At 73.4% G+C, this 19,650-nt stretch carries 21 protein-coding genes; 15 read left to right on the top strand and 6 right to left on the bottom strand.

Going from position 1 to position 19,650, the window contains the following annotated elements; all coding sequences use genetic code 11:
* The first annotated feature begins 68 nt into the window (after positions 1-68).
* A complete protein-coding gene (locus OG898_RS35400; protein ID WP_250745320.1) occupies positions 69-896 on the top strand; it encodes an AfsR/SARP family transcriptional regulator in 828 nt (275 codons plus the stop codon).
* Between the two features lie 213 nt (positions 897-1,109).
* On the opposite strand, the gene OG898_RS35405 is transcribed toward OG898_RS35400, so the two are convergent.
* Positions 1,110-2,009, bottom strand: a complete 900-nt coding sequence (locus tag OG898_RS35405) for an aminotransferase class IV (RefSeq protein WP_266962844.1) — start codon at positions 2,007-2,009, stop codon at positions 1,110-1,112.
* Complete coding sequence (gene pabB / locus OG898_RS35410) at positions 2,006-4,171, bottom strand: aminodeoxychorismate synthase component I (protein WP_250745322.1); 2,166 nt, start codon at positions 4,169-4,171, stop codon at positions 2,006-2,008. The genes OG898_RS35405 and pabB overlap by 4 nt, the downstream gene beginning before the upstream one ends.
* Positions 4,172-4,629: 458 nt before the next feature.
* Here pabB and OG898_RS35415 point away from each other — a divergent pair, with 458 nt between their 5' ends.
* Positions 4,630-6,081 carry a class I adenylate-forming enzyme family protein gene (locus OG898_RS35415; protein ID WP_266962847.1) on the top strand — a complete coding sequence of 484 codons (1,452 nt, stop codon included), beginning with the start codon at positions 4,630-4,632 and terminating at the stop codon, positions 6,079-6,081.
* 23 nt (positions 6,082-6,104) lie between these two features.
* Here the strand turns inward: OG898_RS35415 and OG898_RS35420 are convergent, their stop codons facing one another.
* A complete protein-coding gene (locus tag OG898_RS35420) occupies positions 6,105-6,752 on the bottom strand; it encodes a 4'-phosphopantetheinyl transferase superfamily protein (protein WP_250745324.1) in 648 nt (215 codons plus the stop codon).
* 81 nt (positions 6,753-6,833) lie between these two features.
* Here OG898_RS35420 and OG898_RS35425 point away from each other — a divergent pair, with 81 nt between their 5' ends.
* The 13 genes from OG898_RS35425 (at position 6,834) to OG898_RS35485 (ending at position 17,403) form a co-directional block, all read left to right on the top strand.
* Positions 6,834-7,106, top strand: a complete 273-nt coding sequence (locus tag OG898_RS35425) for an acyl carrier protein (protein WP_250745325.1) — start codon at positions 6,834-6,836, stop codon at positions 7,104-7,106.
* Positions 7,103-7,360 (top strand): acyl carrier protein, encoded by a 258-nt coding sequence (locus OG898_RS35430; protein WP_250745326.1) that lies wholly within the window; start codon positions 7,103-7,105, stop codon positions 7,358-7,360. Before OG898_RS35425 ends, OG898_RS35430 begins: the two co-directional genes overlap by 4 nt.
* The gene (locus OG898_RS35435; protein ID WP_266962850.1) at positions 7,357-8,538 is read left to right on the top strand and encodes a beta-ketoacyl synthase; all 1,182 of its coding nucleotides are present in this window, start codon (positions 7,357-7,359) and stop codon (positions 8,536-8,538) included. The genes OG898_RS35430 and OG898_RS35435 overlap by 4 nt, the downstream gene beginning before the upstream one ends.
* Positions 8,535-9,173, top strand: coding sequence for a beta-ketoacyl synthase chain length factor (locus OG898_RS35440; protein WP_250745328.1), 639 nt, complete (start codon positions 8,535-8,537; stop codon positions 9,171-9,173). Before OG898_RS35435 ends, OG898_RS35440 begins: the two co-directional genes overlap by 4 nt.
* Positions 9,170-10,435, top strand: a complete 1,266-nt coding sequence (locus tag OG898_RS35445) for a beta-ketoacyl synthase (RefSeq protein ID WP_266962853.1) — start codon at positions 9,170-9,172, stop codon at positions 10,433-10,435. The genes OG898_RS35440 and OG898_RS35445 overlap by 4 nt, the downstream gene beginning before the upstream one ends.
* Positions 10,436-10,516: 81 nt before the next feature.
* On the top strand, positions 10,517-11,119 hold the full coding sequence (locus OG898_RS35450) for an L-2-amino-thiazoline-4-carboxylic acid hydrolase (protein WP_266962855.1): 603 nt from the start codon (positions 10,517-10,519) through the stop codon (positions 11,117-11,119).
* Complete coding sequence (locus OG898_RS35455) at positions 11,116-12,741, top strand: class I adenylate-forming enzyme family protein (RefSeq protein WP_250745331.1); 1,626 nt, start codon at positions 11,116-11,118, stop codon at positions 12,739-12,741. Before OG898_RS35450 ends, OG898_RS35455 begins: the two co-directional genes overlap by 4 nt.
* Positions 12,738-13,832: a hypothetical protein gene (locus tag OG898_RS35460; RefSeq protein WP_250745332.1), complete on the top strand. Its 1,095-nt coding sequence runs from the start codon at positions 12,738-12,740 to the stop codon at positions 13,830-13,832. The genes OG898_RS35455 and OG898_RS35460 overlap by 4 nt, the downstream gene beginning before the upstream one ends.
* A 17-nt stretch (positions 13,833-13,849) precedes the next feature.
* Entirely contained in the window at positions 13,850-14,740 is an 891-nt protein-coding gene (locus tag OG898_RS35465; protein ID WP_250745333.1) for a diiron oxygenase, read from the top strand.
* Positions 14,737-14,982: an acyl carrier protein gene (locus OG898_RS35470; RefSeq protein ID WP_250745334.1), complete on the top strand. Its 246-nt coding sequence runs from the start codon at positions 14,737-14,739 to the stop codon at positions 14,980-14,982. The genes OG898_RS35465 and OG898_RS35470 overlap by 4 nt, the downstream gene beginning before the upstream one ends.
* Entirely contained in the window at positions 14,969-15,850 is an 882-nt protein-coding gene (locus OG898_RS35475; protein ID WP_250745335.1) for an aminoacyl--tRNA ligase-related protein, read from the top strand. The genes OG898_RS35470 and OG898_RS35475 overlap by 14 nt, the downstream gene beginning before the upstream one ends.
* A complete protein-coding gene (locus tag OG898_RS35480) occupies positions 15,847-16,548 on the top strand; it encodes a 4'-phosphopantetheinyl transferase superfamily protein (RefSeq protein ID WP_266962859.1) in 702 nt (233 codons plus the stop codon). The genes OG898_RS35475 and OG898_RS35480 overlap by 4 nt, the downstream gene beginning before the upstream one ends.
* 66 nt (positions 16,549-16,614) lie before the next feature.
* A complete protein-coding gene (locus OG898_RS35485; RefSeq protein WP_250745337.1) occupies positions 16,615-17,403 on the top strand; it encodes an MBL fold metallo-hydrolase in 789 nt (262 codons plus the stop codon).
* A gap of 105 nt (positions 17,404-17,508) precedes the next feature.
* On the opposite strand, the gene fabI is transcribed toward OG898_RS35485, so the two are convergent.
* Genes fabI through OG898_RS35500 form a run of 3 tightly spaced genes read right to left on the bottom strand, consistent with a single transcriptional unit; the run spans position 17,509 to position 19,594 of the window.
* Complete coding sequence (gene fabI / locus OG898_RS35490) at positions 17,509-18,312, bottom strand: enoyl-ACP reductase FabI (RefSeq protein WP_250745338.1); 804 nt, start codon at positions 18,310-18,312, stop codon at positions 17,509-17,511.
* Between the two features lie 4 nt (positions 18,313-18,316).
* Positions 18,317-19,021: a 3-oxoacyl-ACP reductase family protein gene (locus tag OG898_RS35495; RefSeq protein WP_266962862.1), complete on the bottom strand. Its 705-nt coding sequence runs from the start codon at positions 19,019-19,021 to the stop codon at positions 18,317-18,319.
* Between the two features lie 48 nt (positions 19,022-19,069).
* A complete protein-coding gene (locus OG898_RS35500) occupies positions 19,070-19,594 on the bottom strand; it encodes an SgcJ/EcaC family oxidoreductase (protein WP_266962864.1) in 525 nt (174 codons plus the stop codon).
* Positions 19,595-19,650 lie beyond the last annotated feature (56 nt).

Consider the following 19,650-nt stretch of genomic DNA (forward strand, 5'->3'; position numbering starts at 1 on the left):
TTGCCTGACTCCGAAGGGGTCGTCGCACACTGTCCGGCATCCGCGGCCCGATGAGGGAGAGCGCACAGATGGAGATCAAAGTACTCGGGTCGCTCACTGCCCAGGAGCGCGGCGTCTCGGTGGTCCCGACCGCTACGAAGCCCCGGCAACTGCTGGCCCTGCTCGCCCTGCACGCCGGCCGGGTCGTCACCGTGCCGACGCTGATGGAGGAGATCTGGGGCGAGGACATCCCCCGCAGCGCCACCACGACGCTGCAGACGTACATCCTCCAGCTGCGCCGGAAGATCGGCACCGCCCTGGAGCGGGACCCGGCGCTCGACGCCAAGGAGGTCCTCGTCACCCGGTTCGGCGGCTACCTGCTGCAGGTGCCTCCGGGCCAGGTCGACGCCCACGAGTTCGAGCGGCTCGCGGGGCAGGGCCGGGCGGCCTACGACATCGGCGACTACCGTGCCGCGTCCGACCTGCTCGGCCGCTCGCTCGCGCTGTGGCAGGGGCCGGCGCTGGTCGACGTACGCGCGGGATCGATCCTCGAACTGGAGGTGCTCCAGCTCAACGAGGAGCGCACGGCCGCCCTGGAGCGGCGCATCGAGGCCGACATCCGGCTCGGGCGCTGCGCCGAGGTGATCCCCGAACTGCGGGTGCTGGCGGCCCGTCATCCCCTCCACGAGGGCTTCTGCGGGCAGCTGATGCGCGCACTGCACCGCTCGGGCGGGGGCTGGCGCGCGCTGGAGGCCTACCAGAAGCTGCGGGCCTCGCTCGTACGCGAACTGGGGCTGGAGCCGTCCGCTCCGCTCCAGCAGCTGCACCAGGCCGTGCTCTCCGGCGATCTGGCCCGGACCGATCCGGCCGGCTCGACGATCCCGCGCCGGCTCCAGCCGATCGCGGCCGCCGAATAACGGCGAAGCCGAATTCCCGGCCGGCTCCAAGTCGGTTCCAAGTGGGATCCAAGTCGGCTCCAAGTGGAAATGCAATGCGGAGCCCGCGCCGATTGGTTCGGTCCTTTTCCCAAAATGGCGTCCGGCATCTGCGCCGGGCATGTGCGCGGCGCGGCGCGCCACGGCGGGAACCGCCGCCGTGGTCGGGCAGCAGCGGCGGTTCGCCGTGCGGGTTCACGCCGGGAGCGCGGTCCGCATTCCGTCCAGCCAGTTCTGCCACGCAGCGGCGTGCAGCGGGGCGCCGGCCGGGAGCGACCCGCCCGTCCAGGCGGTGACGGGGCGCAGGCCGTGGAGGGCGTTGACCACCCAGACCTCGCGGCCGGCCAGCGCGGACAGCCTGCGCCGGACGGGCCGTACGGTCACTCCCGTGCGCGCCGCCCGGTCGAGCAGGAGCGAGGCGGTGACCCCGGGGAGCACCGGGAGCTCGGCGGGCGGATGGCACAGGACGTCCTCCTCCCACCACAGGAGCGAGGAGTTGGCCGCTTCGAGCACCACTCCGTCCGCGGTGACCAGGAGCGCCTCGTCGGCGTCCGCGGCCGTGGCCCTGGAGCGGACTTCGGCCAGGGCGCCCAGGTCCGGCCCCTTGTGACGGGGCGTCCGGCGCGGGTCGCAGACCGCGAGTCCCCAGACCCTGGCCGTCGTGGAGCGCGCGGGTGCGGGGCGCAGCCGGTACAGCAGCCGGTGGCCACCGGGCAGGGCCGTGTCCGGTGACGCGTCCGGGGACACGGTTTCCAGCTCCACGCGCGGGAACCAGTGGCCGGCCGCCCGGGGCAGCAGGGCCGCCATCGCGGTCCAGAAGGTGTCCAGGAGTGCGACGGGCACGCCGGCGGCCTCGGTGCAGGTGGCGGTGAAGCGGCTGCGGTGCCGGTCCAGGGCGCGGACCCGGCCGTCGTCGACCAGCCAGGAGTCCGCGGCGAGGAGCGTGCCGGGGGCGTCCGTCGCGGGGACCTCGCGCAGGGCCCCGTACCGCGTGAGCGCGAAGAGGCGGTCGGCGCGGCCCGGCACGGTGGGCGGGGTCGGCCCGGTCAGCCCGGTGGGCCCGGTCGGCCCGGTCACCCCAGTGGGCCCGGTCAACGGGACACCGGGGGCTCGGCGGATGCCGCCGCGTCGCGGCCGGGGAAGCCCCTGCCGAGGAGGCGGAGCAGCGGGGTCGTCTTGGTGATGGTCTCCTCGTACTCGTCTGCGGGGTCGGAGAGCGCGACGATGGCGCCGCCGACTCCGTAGCGGATGCCCTCCTCCGTGACGACGGCGGTGCGGATGACGATGCTGAGGTCGGCGCCGCCGCACAGGGAGAAGTAGCCGATCGCTCCGGAGTACACGCCGCGCGGGCCCTCCTCCAGTTCGTCGATGATCTGCATGGTGCGGATCTTGGGGGCACCCGTCATCGAACCGCCCGGGAACGCGGTGCGCACGCACTCCACGGCGCTCACTCCGGGGCGCATGGTGGCCCGTACGGTGCTGACGAGCTGGTGCACCGTGGCGAAGGTCTCCACGTCGAACAGCTTGGGCACGTGGACCGAGCCGACCTCCGCGCACCGGCCGAGGTCGTTGCGGACCAGGTCGACGATCATCAGGTTCTCGGAGCGGTCCTTCTCGTTGGTCCGCAGATCGGCGATCAGCGCCTCGTCCTCCTGCGCGGTGGCTCCGCGCGGCCGGGTGCCCTTGATCGGCTTGGACTCGGCGAGCCCCTCGGCGGTGACGCGCAGGAACCGTTCCGGCGAGGTGCTGAGGACGGCGAGGTCCTCGAAGAGGAGCAGCGAGGCGAACGGCGCCGGGCTGGTGCGGCGCAGGAACCGGTACCCCTCCCAGGGGTCCACCTTCGCTTCGCTGTGCAGCTCGTTGGTGAGGCAGACCTCGTAGGTCTCGCCGGCGGCGATGTCCTCCTGGCTGCGCCGGATGCGGTCCAGGTAGGCGTCCCGGTCGTGGCGCAGGCTCAGATCGCCGGCGTCCACGGGCTGCGCGGGCACGTCGGCGTCCGCGGTCCGGCCGGTGAGGGCGCGCAGCCGTCCGGCGGTGCCGTGCAGCCACGCGCGGGCGGAGGCGTCGTGGGCGAGCGCCTCGGCGTCGTCGCCGGGGTCGGCCGGGGCCAGGGCGAGCAGGTGCGTGGTGCCGGTCAGGTGGTCGAAGGCCAGGGCGCGGGCCGCGAACACCATCGTGGCGTCGGGCTGCTTCGAGCGGTGGACGACCGGGCCGGCCCCGCACTGCGCCTTCAGTTCGTACCCGAGGTACCCGACCCAGCCGAGGGCGAAGTTGCAGGGGTTCTCGGCCCGGTCGGGCAGGTCCACCTCCAGGGACTTCAGGTCCTCGTCGATCCAGTCGAAGAAGGGGCGCTGCGCGACCTGCGCGCTGCGGACGCCGTCCCGCTCGGAGACGACGGTGACCGTGCCGGCCGCCACGTCGGCGGTGGCCACGCGGGCCAGGTCGCCGGAGGCGTCTCCCATGATCGAGAAGCGGCCCGTGGCGCCGTCACTGCGGCTGCTGTCGAGCCAGAAGGCGTGGTTCCCGCCGCGCAGCAGCTCGTCGAAGACGATCTCGGGGTCCCAGGCGGTGGGCAGCCGCTCGGTGAGGACGCGCAGGTGCCGGCTCGGGGCGGGGCGGGCGGGCGCGGCGGCGGGCGCGGCCGGTGCGAGGGGCCGCGCGCCGGGGTGCTCCTGCTGCCAGCGGGTGGTGAGCTCGCGGAAGTTGCGCATCATCAGCAGTCCGTGCTCGCTGCTGATGGATTCGGGGTGGAACTGCACGCCCCACAGCGGGCGTTCGCGGTGGCGCAGGCCCATGAGGATGCCGCCCGGCGCCCATGCGGTGGCCTCGAAGACGTCCTCGGGCAGGTCGGCCACGGTGAGGGAGTGGTAGCGCACGACGTCGAAGGGCGAGGGGATCCCGGCGAAGAGGTCCGTCCCGGAGTGCTCCACGGGGGAGACCCGTCCGTGCCGGGGTTCGGGGGCCCGCAGGACGGAGCCGCCGCCGAGGTGGGCTATGCCCTGGTGGCCGAGGCACACGCCGAGGACCGGGCGGTCCGCCGCGCGGACGATCTCGGTGCAGACGCCGAAGTCCTCCGGGCGTTCGGGGGTGCCGGGTCCGGGAGACAGGACGACGTTGTCGAACTCCTCCAGATGGCTGATTCTCCACCCCGGCTCATCGTTGCGGATGACGACGGGCTCCTGCCCGTTGGCCTCCGCCAGGAGGTGGAACAGATTGAAGGTGAAGGAGTCGTAATTATCCACCAGGAGAGTGCGCATGCTCACCTCACGAGGTCATGGAGGGACGGATTCGACAGCCGGATCCGATAGAAAGATCTGATGACTGAATTCCGGACGGACTACGCAGCCCGGGAAAGATCGCCTCGATGGCCTCCCGGATAAACCGGCGCCGCGCGCAGGCGCTACAGCCGGTCAATGGATACCCGACCCTGAGCTCCCGATTCCCCGTCAGGGAAATCGGGGAATGCATGATCTCCCCGTTCAACACGGGCAGACCCTACAGGGAGTCCCTGTTCAGTCAAACATTTTCCGCACCGCGAACCCGGCCCGGCAAGGCAACTCGGCAGTAGGAATTCGCAATTCCGCAAGAATGCTGTCGCGCTTTGCATATGACGCTTGACAGTCCCCGAGGGGTCGTTTCTATTATGCGGAACTGCTGAGCCAGTCAGGGCGAATCAGCAGCACAACGGGGCAGTGCAACGGGGAGATGTTTGTTCGTGATCAGCGATTTCGGGGGCCCCGGGCCCGGGACGACCGATCCGCAGCAGCACGACGGAAGCTGGGTCGACGAGCTGCTCCTGCACGCCGGCCACGACGACGCCGAGCCTGCGGTGCACATCGGCGAACGGCTGGATCGCGCCGGTCTGCGCCGCGAGGTCGTGGCCCGCCACACCGAGCTGGCGGAGGCCGGACTGCGCCGCGGCGGATCGGTCGCCCTCCAGCTGCCCCCGTCGCTCGCGCTCCTCACCCACCTGCTGGCCGCCTGGCGGACCGGGGCCCAGGTGATCCTGCTCGACCACCGGCTGACCGCCCACGAGAGCGACCGGGCGCTGCAGCGGACGGCCCCTCAGTTCCTCGTCCGGCCGGCCGGGCTGGTGCGCCTCGGCGTGCTGCGCGGATTCCACACGGTCGACGCCGTGGCCGAGCCGTACCCCGAGGGGCGTCCGGCCGCGAGCGGGCACGCGCTCGTCCAGCTCAGCTCCGGTTCCACCGGCCCCTCCAAGGTGATCGGGCGCACGGCCGCGGACCTCGTCGCCGAGGTCCACCGCTACACCCTGATCCCCGGTATGCCCGGGCGGGGCGACCGCATCGTGGTCCTCAACTCCCTGATCCACGCGATGGGGCTGATGGCGGGGGTCCTGCACAGCCTGCACGCGGGCGTCGAGATCGTGCTGCCGGAGCGGATGAGCGCCGACGGCATCCTCGCCGCCGTGGCCGCGCGGACCGCGCCGACCGTGATCACGGGCGTGCCGTTCCACGCGCAGCTGCTGGCCTCGGTCTCCGCTCCCCCGCCGCTGCCGCACCTGGTCGGGGCCATATCCGCCGGCGAGTCGGTGCGGCCCGGGGTCGCCGAGGCCTTCGCCGCGCGGTACGGCGTACCGCTGGGCGAGGTGTACGGGATGACGGAGACGGGCGTCATCGCGGCCGACCTGTCCGGGGCCTCCCGGCCGGCCACGGGGCGCACCGCTCCGGGCATCGAGGCGAAGGTGGTGGACGGGGAGCTCCTCGTACGGCGGCCCGTCAGCCCGTACCTCGGCCAGGCCGGTCCGGACCGCTGGGCGGACGGCTGGCTGCGCACCCGCGACGCCGCGACGCTCGACCCGCAGACCGGGCTGCTGGCCGTCGTGGGCCGGCTGGACTCCCAGGTGTCGGTCGGCGGCCTCAAGGTCGACCTCACCGAGGTCGAGTGGACCCTGTCCGAACTGCCCGGCGTCCGCGAGGCGGTGGTGGTCCACGACGGGGCCATCGAGGCCTACGCGGTCCTCGACGAGCAGGTCACGGCGCGTGCCGTGGAGAGCCTGCTCGCCGAGCGGGTGGCGGGCTTCAAGCTGCCGCGCCGCATCCACGCACTGGCCGCCCTGCCCCGGACGACCACCGGAAAGCCGGTACGGGATCCGGCCGCGCTGCGGGCCGCCGCGCAGCAGGCCGCCGCCGTGGAACGGGTGTGAGCCCGGTGGAGCAGCGCAGGAGTTCAGCCCTCCACGCGGGTGACCGACACCGGAGCGCCCTCGGTGCCCGGGCCGCCCGCCACGCACAGCACGTAGCCCTCGGGGCCGCCGGGGACGGCGCTGGTCAGGCCCGCGCCCGGGAAGATCTCCCGCAGGGTCACCGGACGCCCGGCGGGCTCCGGCGGCAGGCCGGAGGCGGGCAGCGGAACCGGCCGCAGCCGGCCTCCGCCGGCCAGCCCGGTGCCGACCGCCTTGCCCAGTGCCTCCTTGTGCGTCCAGACCCACAGCAGGGCGCGGGCCCGCAGGGCGGGTGCATGGCCTTCGATCCAGCGGACGTCCTCCTCGGCGAACCAGCGCCGGGCGAGGGCCACCGCCGGGAGCTCGCGGGCCGGCTCCACGTCCACGCCCACGTCCCCGCCGGTGCAGACCGCGACCGCGGTCAGGCCGCGGGTGTGGCTCACGCTCACGTTCACCCGCACCGGCGGCCGCGACCCGCGGTCCGCGGCGCCGGGCCGTGACACCACGTACGGCCGTCCGCCCGGCTCCCGGGCCACGGCCAGGCCCTCGGGCCCGACGCCCAGCACCGCCGCAGCGGCCCGCCGCAGCAGCGCGTGCGCGTGCTTGCGCTGGTCACCGACCGGGACCGCGAGCCACACCTCTACCCGGGACACCGACACCGACACCCCCACTCGTCCCCGGTGCCCAGACACGTCCTGAACACACATACGAACACTGATACAAGGAGCCAGTTCATGAGCACCCCTGTGCGCGCCTTCGTAGTGAACACCCTCGAAACCATGAACCTCGACATCGCCGGGGTCACGGACGACACCCCCATCGGCGACGACGGCCTGGAGCTGGAGTCGCTCACCACCGCCGAACTCGTCATGCAGGTCGAGGAGGAGTACGGGGTCAAGTTCTCCGACGAGGACGTCGAGGGCCTGCAGACCCTGACCATCGGCGAGTTCGTCTCCCAGGTCGAGCAGCGCCGGACCCAGGTCACGGCCCAGGCTGGCTCGGCGTGAGCGGCCGGTCCCCCGCCCCCGGCCGTCCGGAGGTGATCGCCCTGCTGGCCCAGCACGACGAGTGCGCCCCGGGCGACGTGGGCGAGCGGATCGACTCCCTGCAGCTGGCCTGGCTGGTGCACGTGGTCGAGGAGCGGTACGGCATCCGGATCGACCTCGACGAGGAGCTGGAGGCCATGGACACGGTCGACGGCGCCGTCGCGGTGCTGGCCGGCGCCCTGGCCGCTCCCGTGCCGGGCGGGAGCGGTTCGTGACCGGGGCGGACCTGGCTGACCGGGCTGACCTGGCGGACCGCGCGGACCGCGCGGACCGGAGGGTCGTCATCACCGGGCTCGGCGTCACCAGCGCCTTCGGCCGCGGCGAAGAGGCCCTCGGGCGGGGACTGGCCGCCTCCCGGGCGGCGTTCGGACCGGTCGGGCGGTTCGCCACGGACCGGTACCGCACGGGCGTCGCCGCCGTACTGCCGGGCTCGCCCGACCTGGACGAGGAGCTGCGCCGGGTCGTGGAGGAGGCCTGCGAGCAGGCCGGTCTGTCCCCGGCGGAGCGGGCGCAGGCTCCGCTCCTGCTGGGCCGGCACGCCGATCCGGCCGTGGCCCGCGGGCCGCTGGCCGTCCAGGGCAAGTCGGCGATCTCGGACACCGCGGCCGCCCTGGCGCGGGCCTGCGGTCTGCTCGGCGCGGCCCGGACCTACACGAATGCCTGTGTCGCGGCCAGTACGGCGGTCTCCGAGGCGGCCGTACGGATCCGCACGGGCCGGGAGGACCGCGTGGTCGTCTCCGCGGGCTACCTCGTGGACGAGGACAACTTCGCGCTGTTCTCCGCCGGCCGGGCGCTCTCCCCGGACGGCGTCCTGCGCTCCTTCAGCGCCGGCCGCAAGGGTCTGCTGCTCGGTGACGGCGTCGGCGCGGTGGTCCTGGAGTCCGCGCAGGCCGCCGCCGCGCGCGGGGCCCGGCCGCTCGCCGTGCTGTCCGGCTGGGGCCTGGCCGGCGACGCCCACCACGTGTGCCGGCCGCACCCCGAGGGCCTGGGGATGGCGCGGGCCATCGGCGCCGCGCTGGACCGGGCCGGGCTGGCGCCCGCGGACATCGGCTACGTCAACGCCCACGGCACCGGCACGCCCGCCAACGACTCCTCGGAGAGCGCCGCCCTGCGCCTCGCTCTCGGGGACGCGGTCGACGGCATCCCGGTGAGCTCCACGAAGTCCCTGCACGGGCACTCCCTGGAGGCGTCCGGAATGCTCGAACTCGCCGTCACCCTGCTGGTCCTGCGCAGCGGGGAACTCCCCGTCAACGCGGGCCACTCGGGGCCCGACGACGACTGCCGCCTGGACCTGGTCCTCGGCTCGCCCCGCCGGGTCTCCCCCCGGCACGTCCTCAGCCTGAACGCCGCTTTCGGCGGGGCCAACACCGCATTGGTGGTGAGCGCGCCATGACCACGTCCCCGGCCCTTTCCCCCACCCGTTCCACCCTCCCGGCGGCTGCCGTGGAGGTCCTCGCGGAGGGCGTCTGGCCCGCCCCGGACGACCCCGAACTGCCGGTGCCGCTGGCCGGTTTCGCCGTCTCCTCCTTCAGCCCGATGGCCTCGGCCGCCGCCGACCGCTGCCTGGAGCAGGTGTACGGGGCTCCGGGCGCGGCGGAGCCCGGCGCGGAGCCGGCCGGTCCCGGCGCGCAGGAGCTCGTACGGCGGGCCGGGCGCACGGCGATCGTGCTGGCCTCCCGGGGCGGCGACCTGGAGACGCACACGGCGACCGCGGTCGCGGTGGACGCCGGCCGGCCCGCGGCGCCCCTGCTGTTCTTCCAGTCCGTGCCCAACGCGGTGGTCGGCCACATCGCCAAGCGCTGGGGGCTCGCCGGTCCGGTGATCTGCTTCAGCCCCGACGCGGCGACCGCCGATCCGCTGGGCGAGGCCCTGGACGTCACCCGCTTCCTGGTCGACGGGGGCGACGCCGGGGAGGCGCTGCTGCTGCTCGTGGAGCAGGCCGGCCCGGACGGCGCGCCCGCGAACGCCCGCGCCCTGCTCGTACGGCCCGCGGCGGATGCCGCGCCGGTCGCCGGGGAGGAGTCGTGAGGAGCGGGCTCCGGGAGCAGTACGACGTCTGGGTCACCGGGATCGGACTGGTCACCCCGCTCGGCATCGGCGTACCCGCCTTCGTGGACGGGCTCGCGGCCCAGCGCTCCGGGCTGCGCCGGCTGGAGGGCGAGGCCTGGGCCGCGACCGGCGCCGACGTGGCCGGGGTGGCCCCCGAGATCTCCGCCCTGGACCTGCTGCCGCGCACCGAGGCGCGCTCGGTCGACCGGTTCGTGCTCATGGCGCTGGCCGCCGCCGACGAGGCGCTCGGCGACGCCAAGCTGACGGTGGGCCAGGACGTGGCGGCGGACCGGGTGGCGGTGGTGGTCTCCACCGGCGCCGGCGGGCTCGCGACGTACGAGGAGCAGGCCGTGGCCCGCGCCTCGCGGGGCCGGGCCGCGGTCAGCCCGTACCTCCTTCCCGGCATGCTGCCCAACATGGCGGCGGCCCGGATCGCGATCCGCCACGGCGTGCGCGGGCTCAGCAGCTCCATCGCCACGGCCTGCGCGGCGGGGGCGATGTCGGTGGCCGAGGGGCTGCGGCTGATCCGCGAGGGCACCGCGGACGTGGTGATCTGCGGGGGCACCGACACCGCGCTCGCCCCCTCCGTGGCCACCTCCTTCGGCAACGCCCGCGCGCTGGCCCGCGCCGGGACGGGCGATCCGGCGGCGGCCAGCCGCCCGTTCGACCTGGACCGGAGCGGTTTCGTCCTCGCCGAGGGCGCCGGGATCCTCGTCCTGGAGCGGGCCGCCCACGCCCGCGCCCGCTCGGCGCACGCCTACGGGCGGGTCCTGGGCTGGGGCGCGACCAGCGACGCCCACCACCCGACCTCGCCCCGGCCCGACGGCGAGGGCGCGGCGGACGCCATGCGGCGCGCGCTGGCGGACGCGGGGCTGTCCCCCCGGGACATCGGCTACGTCAACGCCCACGGGACCGGCACCAAGGTGGGCGACCTGGCCGAGGCGCGGGCCGTCCGCTCGGTGTTCGGCGAGGACGGGCCGCCGGTCAGCTCGGTCAAGGGAGCCATCGGCCACCTCCTGGGCGCGGCGGGCGCGGTGGAGGCGGCGGCGACCGTACTCGCCCTGCACCACCGGAGCCTGCCGGCGACGGCCAACCTCGACCGGCCGGACCCGGCCTGCGCACTCGACCACGTCCGCGGCGCGCCCCGCGCGGCGGCGCCCGAGGCCGCGGTGTCCAACTCCTTCGCCTTCGGCGGCCACAACGTGAGCCTCGTGCTCGGCACGGCCCCGGGGGCGGCCTGACCACCGCGGCACCCGGCACCGCAGCACCGACCGCACCCCCCACCCGCTCCCACCGCTCCCACCCGAAGGACTGAGGACACCGTGACCAGTTCCGCCTCCCAGGCACCCGGACCGGCAGGCCCCGGCGAGCCCTCCGCCGACCTGCTGCGCCAGTTCTGGTGGCTGCACGACGCCCGCTGGTACCAGGGGGTCGCGCGGCGGTTCGGCCAGGACGCGGCGAACGAGGTCAACGCGGAGGCGATGCAGTTCGTCACCCGCCGGATCGCCTCCGCCTACGCACGGGAAGAGGGGCTGGGCCCGGGGCTCTCCGCCGCCGAGCTGGCCACCGCGCTGACCGGCATCTCGGAGCTGATGACCGGGGACGCCGTGGAGGCCTCCAACAAGGTCACCGGCGAGGAGTCCTTCGAGACGGCGGTCACCCGCAACTTCGCCCTGGAGATGCTCGCGCGCGCCGGGACGCTGGAGGGCTACGAGTGCCCGTGCCCGCAGATGCGGGCGGGGTGGTTCGAGGGGCTGAAGACGGAGGTCAGCGACCACCGCGTGGAGTGCCTGCGCACCGGCGCCTCCGCCTGCCGCTTCCGTACGAGCACGGCGTCCGGCGCGGCCGCCGCCACCGACGGCGCTGCCGCTGCCGCCACCGACGACGCCGCCACCGCCACCGTCCCCGGGAAGGAGACCCCGTGACCACGCCCGACTCCGGCGCCCCCGCCGCGTACGTCACCAGCGCCATCGAGCAGTTCGCCGCCCGCGGCGAGCGCATCGCGCTGATCCACGGCGAGCGGTCCATGACCTTCGCCGAGCTGCTCTCGCTGGCCTACCGGACGGCCCGGGTCCTGCGGGACGCGGGCCTGGGCCGCGGGGACCGGCTCGTGCTGCTGGCCGCCAACCCGATCGAGATGTCGGCGGTGGGCCTGGCCGCGCACCTCCTCGGCATCAGCTACACCCCGGTGTACGCGGCCGGCGGCGAGCAGGTCGCCGAGCACATCCTGCGCGACGCCGCCCCCGCGGCCGTGATCCTCGCCTGCGCCGGGCCGATCCTGCCGGGGCCCCGCATGGCCGAACTGGCCCGCGCCGCCGGGGTGAAGCTGCTGTTCGGCCTGGGCCCCGTCGCGGACCCCGACGTGACCGACCTGCTCGCGGCGGCCGCCGCCCAGCCGGACGCCCCGCTGCCGGTGGAAGCCCGCGAGGACGACGTCGCCCGGGTGCTGTACACCGGCGGCACCACCGGCCTGCCCAAGGGGGTCGTGTACACCTTCGGCGCGCTGACCGCGGCCGCCGGCGCCTGGGCGGGCGCGGCCCCGCCGCCGGGGCTGCGGTTCCTGGCCATGACCCCGATGGCGCACGCCGCGGGTGCGATCGCCTGCGGCCTGCTGCGCCACCACGTGAGCGTCGAGCTGTTCGACGAGTTCGACCCGGAGGCGCTGCTGGTGCGCATCGCCGAGGCCTCCGCCGAGCACCGGCCGGTCACCACGTACCTCTACCCGCCGTACCTGTACCGGCTGCTGGACCACCCCGACCTGCCGGGCACCGACCTCTCCGGGCTCGCGGCCGTCAGCTACGGCAGCGCGCCCGTGACCCCGCAGCGGCTCGCCCAGGCGGTCCGCAGCCTCGGCCCCCGGCTGCGGCAGAGCTACGCCCTGACCGAGGCCATCGCGATCACCAGCCTGGGTCCCGAGGACCACGCGGCTGCCGCCGCGTCCCGGCCCGAACTGTTCGGCTCGGTCGGCCGCGCGGTGCCCGGGGTGTCCCTCCGGGTCACCGGCGGGGACGGCCGCGCGCTGGGGCCCCGTACGGAAGGAGCGGTCGAGGTGTCCGGTCCCACCGTGATGGCGGGCTACTGGCAGCGGCCCGACCTGAGCGGAGAGGTGCTGCGGGACGGCTGGCTGAGCACCGGCGACCTCGGCGTGATCGACGAGGACGGCTACCTGTACCTGACCGGGCGGGCCAAGGACCTGGTCATCGTGGACGGCACCAACTGCTATCCGCAGGCCGTCGAGAACGTGCTGACGGCCCATCCGGACATCCGGCGCGCCGCCGTCATCGGGGTGCCCGACCCGCGCACGGGCGAGGCCCTGGTCGCCGTATGCGTGTCCGACGAGGACGACCGGCCCGGCCTCGTGGAGGAACTGCGCGCCTCGGTGCGCGGCTCCCTGGGCGCGGCGCACGTGCCCGGGCGGTTCGAGTTCGTCACGGACATCCCCACGGCCTCGTACGGAAAGCCCGACAAGGCGGCGCTGCGGGCCCGCTTCTCGCCCCTGGCCCCGCCGAACCTGACAAGCCTGACGTCCTCCGGGAGCAACGGATGAACATCGAAGCCAAACCGTGGACCCGCCCCGCCGCGCCGCGGGGCCTGGAGGGCTGGCTCGACTCCCTCCGCGACCTGCTGGTGATCCCGCCGGAGCTGCGTGACGAGTGGGTGGAGCGGGACGCCGCGCTCGAACTGCTCCAGTGCGGGCCGGAGATCCTCGACGAGCTGCTGCGCGCCGGGCTGCCGCACGGCGGGACACCGGGGGCGGAGCGCTTCGACCGCTTCGACCTGGTGAACCTCGCGCTCTACTCCGGCTCCGGGACCTCCGTGCCCGAGAAGACGATGCGCTACGCCCTGCGCTGGATGCACGCCGATCCCGAGGCGCTGTTCCGGCCCCAGCGCTGGAACTACTCCGTCGCGCTGACCCCGCCGGCCGCCCACGGCGAGGGCGAACCGGAGCGCACCGACTGGAACCTGGCCACGCCCCACCCGGAGCTGAGCGGCGGCTGGACGGAGTCCCTGTCGATCGGGCCCGCGGGGGCCGCGACGCTCGGGGAGAAGGACATCACCGCGAGCGGCACGTCCGGGCTGACCGCCTCCGGGGTGCTCGTGACCTCCGGGGAGCGGCGGGAGATCGTCTCGGAGAAGCTCCGCGCGATCGTGACCTCGTACGGCCCCGACCGGTTCCGCTGGGGCCGGATGCCCGAGGAACTCCAGTGGCGCAAGGACGAGGTGCTGGCCCAGGGCTACGCCCCGTGCATCTCCGTCTGCCTGGAGCTGGCCGAGCGGTGCCGGGAGGCCGGCTTCGAGGCCCGTACCCGGCGCGGCTGGATCATGGGGATGCTCGACCTCGCCCATTCGTGGCTGGAGGTCGTGGACGAGGACGGCCTGGTCAAGAACGTGGACCCGGCCTTCGTCATCCTGGCCGACCACCACGCCGAGGCCCCGCACCCGGACATCGCGCAGGCCTTCACCGGCTCGCTGCTGAACCGGCTGCTGCCCACCGAACACCATGCGGACGAACCGGTGAACGGGTACCGCCGCGGCGGCCTGTTCGCCCACCCGCGCCACCAGACCGACATCCAGCTCTCGGCGGAGCAGCCCGCTCCGCGCGAGACGGCCGGGGCCGGCAACGGCTCCGGCAACTGAGAGAGGAAAAGGATCCGATGAGCACGCCCGTGCTGCAGGCCGACGCGCAGTTGCAGTCCATACTCGACCGGCTCGTGTCGATGTCCGAGCGCGACCACTACGACCCCTACACGATGTTCGACTGGCCCGAGACGCTGCCCGAGGACCAGTACTGGATGACTCCGGAGCTGCTGTCCATCCACGGGACCAAGGTGGCCGAGTCGTTCACCGAGGAGCAGAAGTGGGCGATCAGCAAGTGGGAGAGCGTCAACTTCTACAGCCTGAACGTCGACGGCATCCGTGAGCTGATCACCGAGATCATCGCGCGGATCCACACGAAGGACTTCGCCCTCTCCTCCGAGTACTTCCACCACATGATCGGCGAGGAGAACTCGCACATGTGGTTCTTCGCCCGGTTCTGCCTGCTCTACGGCGGCAAGGTCTACCCGGACAAGGGCGTCCAGCTGGAGATGAAGTCCGAGGGCGAGTCCGCCCACTTCCTCGTCTTCGCGCGGCTCCTGCTCTTCGAAGAGGTCGTCGACTTCTTCAACAAGCGGATGGGCGACGACGACCGGCTGCACCCCACGATCCGCAAGATCAACGCGATCCACCACCAGGACGAGTCCCGGCACGTCGCCTTCGGCCGGCAGATCGTCTCGCACCTGCACCGTCAGCTGCGGGAGAAGCTGAGCACGGAGGAGCTGGCCGAGCTGGAGCTGTACCTCAAGCGGTACCTGCGCAAGTCCGTGGACGGCCTGGTGAACCCGGCGGCCTTCAAGGACGCGGGCATCCCGAACCCGTACCAGGTGCGCAACGAGGTACTGGCCGACCCGGCCTTCCACGAGCTGGAGCGCAAGATGCTCAAGCGCTCGATGAGCTTCCTCGTGAACGAGGGCATCTTCACCGACGACGTTCTGCCGCGCTCATGAGCACCGTCACCGGCTTCGACGCCGTCATCCAGTACCTGCTGACCAAGCGGCCGGACCTGACCTCGATCGATCCGGACCTCGACCTGGTCGAGAACCGGATCCTCGACTCCCTCGGGTTCGTCAACTTCCTCTACGTACTGGAGGAGCAGACGGGTGAAGAGATCTTGATGGAGAACGTCACCCCGTCTGATTTTCGTACGATCAACTCGATTCGAAAGAGGTTCTTCCATGAGTCCGAGTAGTCCGGTGAGCGCGGGACCCGAGGCGGGCCGTACCCCTTCCACCCGCGGCGGTCTCGCCACCCTCGGGCCGGGTGCGCTGCGGCTCCGGGCCACGCTGGAAGGCGTGTTCACCGGCTGGGCGGCCGAGGTCGGCGCCGACGCGGTGCAGTACCCGCCCCTGATGCGGGTCGAGGACCTGCACCGGCTGGACTACTTCCAGAACTTCCCGCAGCTGGCGATCCTGGGAGCGGCCCTGACGGAGGAGGCCGCTCCGGAGTACGCCACGGGCGGCCCCCGCGAAGCCTCCCTGCCGGCCGGCCACCTCACCGAGGCCTCGTACGCGCTGCCTTCGGCGGCCTGCTACAACGTCTACCTCGACCTGGCGGGCCGCACGCTGACGGAGGGTCCCCACAAGGTGACCACCGTGGCCACCTGCTTCCGCCGCGAGACGCACTACGACGCGCTGCGCCGGCTGCTGGGCTTCAGCATGCGGGAGATCGTGTGCGTCGGCACCAAGGACGAGGTCCTGGCCCACCTGGAGCTGTTCCGGAAGAAGATCACGGGCTATCTGTCGGAGCTCGGGCTGCCGGTCGAGATCGAGGCCGCCACGGACCCGTTCTTCGACGCGAGCGCGGGACGCGCGCTGATGGCCCAGCTCTTCCCGGTGAAGGAGGAGTTCGTCTTCGACGGCTCGCTGGCCATCGGCTCGCTCAACTTCCACCGCAACTTCTTCGGCGAGCGCTGCGAGATCCGCACCGCGGACGGCGAGCCCGCCTTCACCGGGTGCGTGGCCTTCGGCCTGGAGCGCTGGATCAGCGCGCTCACCTCGCACTTCGGCCTGACCGAGGACGAGCTGGCCGACCGGGTGCTGGCGGCCGGCCGGCCGTGACGCGGAGCGGATCGGACGGTGCGGCGGCGACCCTGGCCGCCCCGGCGGGGCGGATCGCCCCGGCCGGGCAGGTCGCCGCGGGCCCCGGTGTCGTACGCGCCTGGTGGGCCGACGGGCGCGGGCTGCCGGCCGGCGCGGTGGCGGAGCTGGCCGCCGCGCTGGCCCCGCAGGAGCGCTCCCGGTACGACACCGTCTCCGATCCGCTGGGCCGGGCCGAGTTCGTCCTGGCCCGGTACGTGCTGCGCAGTGTGCTGGGGCGGATGCTCGGGCGGCCGCCCGCCCGCGTGGGCCTCGCCGTGGACCGGGCCGGACGGCCGTGGGTGACGGACGCCCCGGGGGTGGACGTGAGCATCGCGCACGCCGCGGGCCTGGTCGCCGTCGCCGTGGGCAGCGGGCTCGCGCCCCGGACCCGGATCGGTGTGGACGTCGAGGAGGTCCGTACGGTCCCGCGGGCCGGGGACCTGGCCCGGCGGCTGTTCTCCCCCGCCGAACGCGCCCGCCTGGGACGGGCCTCCGGCCGGGCCGGGGACCTGCTGTGGCTGGACGTCTGGACCAGGCGGGAGGCGTACGTGAAGGCCGTGGGCACCGGAGTCCGCAGCCTGGCCGGGGCGCCGGAGCAGGGCGTCGGCCACCTCTGGCACCCGCTGCGGCTGCCGCGGGGATTCACCGGGGGCCTGGTGGTTGTCGAACCCGGGTGACCGGCCCGCTCCCTCCCTCTCTTTCCCATCCCACCGTTCGAGTCGCACTTTCCAAGGAGCAGTTCCATGACTGAGAACACCGCCGCACAGCTCGCCGTCACCGCGGTGGGCGGCCCCACCGTGGTCATCGACCTGGGCGGGCTGCGGTTCGTGACGGACCCGACCTTCGACGCCGCCGGTTCCTCCTACGAGATGGGCCCGGTCGCCCTCCACAAGCTGGCCGGACCGGCGCTGACCACCGACCGGCTGGGCCCGGTCGCGGCCGTCCTGCTGTCGCACGACCAGCACCCCGACAACCTCGACGGGGCCGGGCGCGCCTTCCTCAAGGAGGTCGCGCTGGTGCTCACCACCGAGCAGTCCGCGGAGCGCGTCGGCGGTACCGGGCTGGCGCCGTGGGCCGAGCACGTACTGGAGCGCCCGGACGGCGGCCGCCTCGTGGTCACCGCCGTCCCGGCGCAGCACGGTCCGGCCGGGACCGAGCCGATGCTCGGCACCGTCACCGGCTTCCTGCTGAGCGGCGAGGGCCTGCCGACCGTGTACGTCAGCGGCGACAACGTCTCCCTGGAGCCGGTGCAGGCCCTGGCGGAGCGCCTCGGCGGGGCCGGCGTCGACCTGGCGGTGCTGCACGTGGGCGCGGCGCAGCTCGCCCCGTTCGGCCCGACGCTGCTCTCGCTGACCTCCGAGCAGGCGGTGGAGGTGGCCGAGCTGCTGGGCGCCCGCAAGGTGCTCGCCGTGCACCAGGACGGCTGGCAGCACTTCACGGAGGGTCAGGACACCGTCAGCGCCGCCTTCGAGAAGGCTGGTTCGGCCGAGCGCCTGGTGGTTCCCGAGGCGGGCAGCAGCTTCGCGCTCTGACCCGCGGGTCGGGGAAGGGGTGGTGCCCCGGGCCGCGCGTGCGGCCCGGGGCACCACCCCTTTCGTCCTACGGTCCTGCGGTCAGGCGGTCAGGCGGTCAGGCGGTCAGGCGCCCATCGCGTGGTGTCCCCCGTCGACGTGGACGATCTCGCCCGTGGTCGCCGGGAACCAGTCGGAGAGCAGCGCGGCGCAGGCCCGTGCCGTGGACTCCGTCTCGGTGATGTTCCAGCCCAGCGGTGCCTTCGCCGCCCACTCGTCCTGGGTGCGGGCCAGGCCCGGGATGGCCTTCCCCGCGGTGGTCCGCAGGGGGCCGGCCGCCACCAGGTTCGACCTGACGCCGAGCGGGCCCGCCTCCCGCGCGAGGTAGCGGTTGGCGGACTCCAGGGAGGCCTTGGCCACGCCCATCCAGTCGTACCCCGACCAGGCCTTCGTGGCGTCGAAGGTGAGTCCGACCACCGAGCCGCCGCTGCCCATGAGCGGGAGCAGCGCCTTGGCGAGGGAGACGTAGGAATAGGCGGAGGTGTGGACGGCGGTGGCCACGTCCTCCCAGGGTGCGGTGAGGAATCCGCCGAGGCAGCTCGGCGGGGCGAAGGCGATGGAGTGCAGTACTCCGTCGACGCCGCCGAGGTGCTCGCCGACCAGCTCCGGGAGGCGGGCGAGGTGCCCGGGGTCGGTCACGTCCAGTTCGACGACCGGCGGCTTCTCGGGCAGCCGGCGGGAGACCAGTTCGACCAGGGACAGCCGGCCGTAGCCGGTGAGGACGATCCGGGCGCCCTGTTCCTGGGCGATCCGGGCGGCCGCGAACGCGATCGACCGTTCGGTGATCACTCCGGTGATCACGATCCGCTTGCCGGCGAGCAGGCCGCCGGTGGCGGGAGGCGCGGTGGGCTCGGGAAGGACGGTGGTCATGGGATCAGTGCCCCATTCCCAGGCCGCCGTCCACGGGCACGACCGCGCCCGTGACGTAGCCGGCCCGCTCCCCCGTGAGCCAGGCCACGGTGTCGGCCACGTCCTCGGGCCGTCCCGCCCGTCCCGCCGGGATCTCCGCCAGGTGCGTGCTCTTGCGGGTTCCGGACAGGGCGGCGGTCATGTCGGTCTCGATCAGGCCGGGCGCCACCACGTTCACGGTGATGCCGGACGTCGCGACCTCGCGGGCGAGCGAGCGCGCCATGCCGACCATGCCGGCCTTGCTGGCGGCGTAGTTGACCTGGCCCTGGTTCCCGCGCAGTCCGGCGACGGAGGACACGAAGACGATCCGCCCCCACCGGCCGCGCAGCATTTTGGGCAGGGCCCGCCGGGCGCAGCGCCAGCCGCCGGTGAGATTGGTGTCGATGACCCGGGAGAATTGCTCTTCCTGCATCCGCAGCATGGGCCGGTCCTCGGTGATACCGGCATTGGACACGAGAATCTCCACCGGGCCGAGTTCGGCCTCGACCGCAGCGAATGCGGCGTCGATCTGTTCCGGGTCGGACACATCACAGCGAACGGCGAGGAACTTGCCGTCCGGTGGTTCGCTGCGATAGGTGATGGCAACCCGGTCACCACGCCCGAGGAATTCCTCGGCAATGGCCAACCCGATTCCCCTGTTTCCGCCCGTGACCAGCACCGTGCGTGGCAACGAAACTCTCCGTTCCTCTCGATTTCCTCGCGGCAGCCGGCTCGGTGATCAGCCCTGAATGAGGGTGCTCTGGAATTCCTTCATGTAGTAGGCGTTGCCGACGCGGACGGCCGTCCAGGAGACGATGAGGCGCTGGCCGATCGGCACCTGCTCCGGCTCGGTGTAGGTGTCACCGGGCTTGAGCAGCCCGCCGAGCCCGTCGATCACGGCCGTGGAGCTGGACAGGCAGCGCACGGTGAGCGGCGTGCCGATCATCCGGGTGCCGGCGAGGGGACCGGCGAAGGCGCCCTGGTAGAAGGACTGGATCGCGGTCCGGCTGGTGAGGTAGGCACCGTTGCTCGGAATCATGTGGCCGTCCGTCGTGAACTGGGCGGCGACTCCTGCAGCGTCCCCGTTGTTCCAGGCGGCGAAAAGCCGGTGCGGGACATCGGTGATGGCGGTCTGCGTCGGAGAACACACCGGGCCGAACAGGGAATCCTGCGCGGGTTCTTCGACGGCGTTCGCCGCGGTGGCCACTCCGGCGAGCAGCATCAGGGAAACGGCGGGAATCGCAATGCGACGGGCAAGGCTCACAGAATCTCCATTGACTGGCGATCGGAAGTTCTTGGCCAGTCTAGGGATGCTCGGGA

Origin of the sequence: Streptomyces sp. NBC_00193, from assembly GCF_026342735.1 — a bacterium.
Lineage (GTDB): Bacteria > Actinomycetota > Actinomycetes > Streptomycetales > Streptomycetaceae > Streptomyces > Streptomyces stoeckheimensis.

What these genes read in the sequence shown, in the direction of transcription:
- OG898_RS35400 (WP_250745320.1), top strand. Translation starts at nt 69, where the DNA reads ATGGAGATCAAAGTACTCGGGTCGCTCACTGCCCAGGAGCGCGGCGTC.
- pabB (WP_250745322.1), bottom strand. Translation starts at nt 4,171, where the DNA reads ATGCGCACTCTCCTGGTGGATAATTACGACTCCTTCACCTTCAATCTG.
- OG898_RS35425 (WP_250745325.1), top strand. Translation starts at nt 6,834, where the DNA reads ATGAGCACCCCTGTGCGCGCCTTCGTAGTGAACACCCTCGAAACCATG.
- OG898_RS35440 (WP_250745328.1), top strand. Translation starts at nt 8,535, where the DNA reads ATGACCACGTCCCCGGCCCTTTCCCCCACCCGTTCCACCCTCCCGGCG.
- OG898_RS35460 (WP_250745332.1), top strand. Translation starts at nt 12,738, where the DNA reads ATGAACATCGAAGCCAAACCGTGGACCCGCCCCGCCGCGCCGCGGGGC.
- OG898_RS35465 (WP_250745333.1), top strand. Translation starts at nt 13,850, where the DNA reads ATGAGCACGCCCGTGCTGCAGGCCGACGCGCAGTTGCAGTCCATACTC.
- OG898_RS35470 (WP_250745334.1), top strand. Translation starts at nt 14,737, where the DNA reads ATGAGCACCGTCACCGGCTTCGACGCCGTCATCCAGTACCTGCTGACC.
- OG898_RS35475 (WP_250745335.1), top strand. Translation starts at nt 14,969, where the DNA reads ATGAGTCCGAGTAGTCCGGTGAGCGCGGGACCCGAGGCGGGCCGTACC.
- OG898_RS35485 (WP_250745337.1), top strand. Translation starts at nt 16,615, where the DNA reads ATGACTGAGAACACCGCCGCACAGCTCGCCGTCACCGCGGTGGGCGGC.
- fabI (WP_250745338.1), bottom strand. Translation starts at nt 18,312, where the DNA reads ATGACCACCGTCCTTCCCGAGCCCACCGCGCCTCCCGCCACCGGCGGC.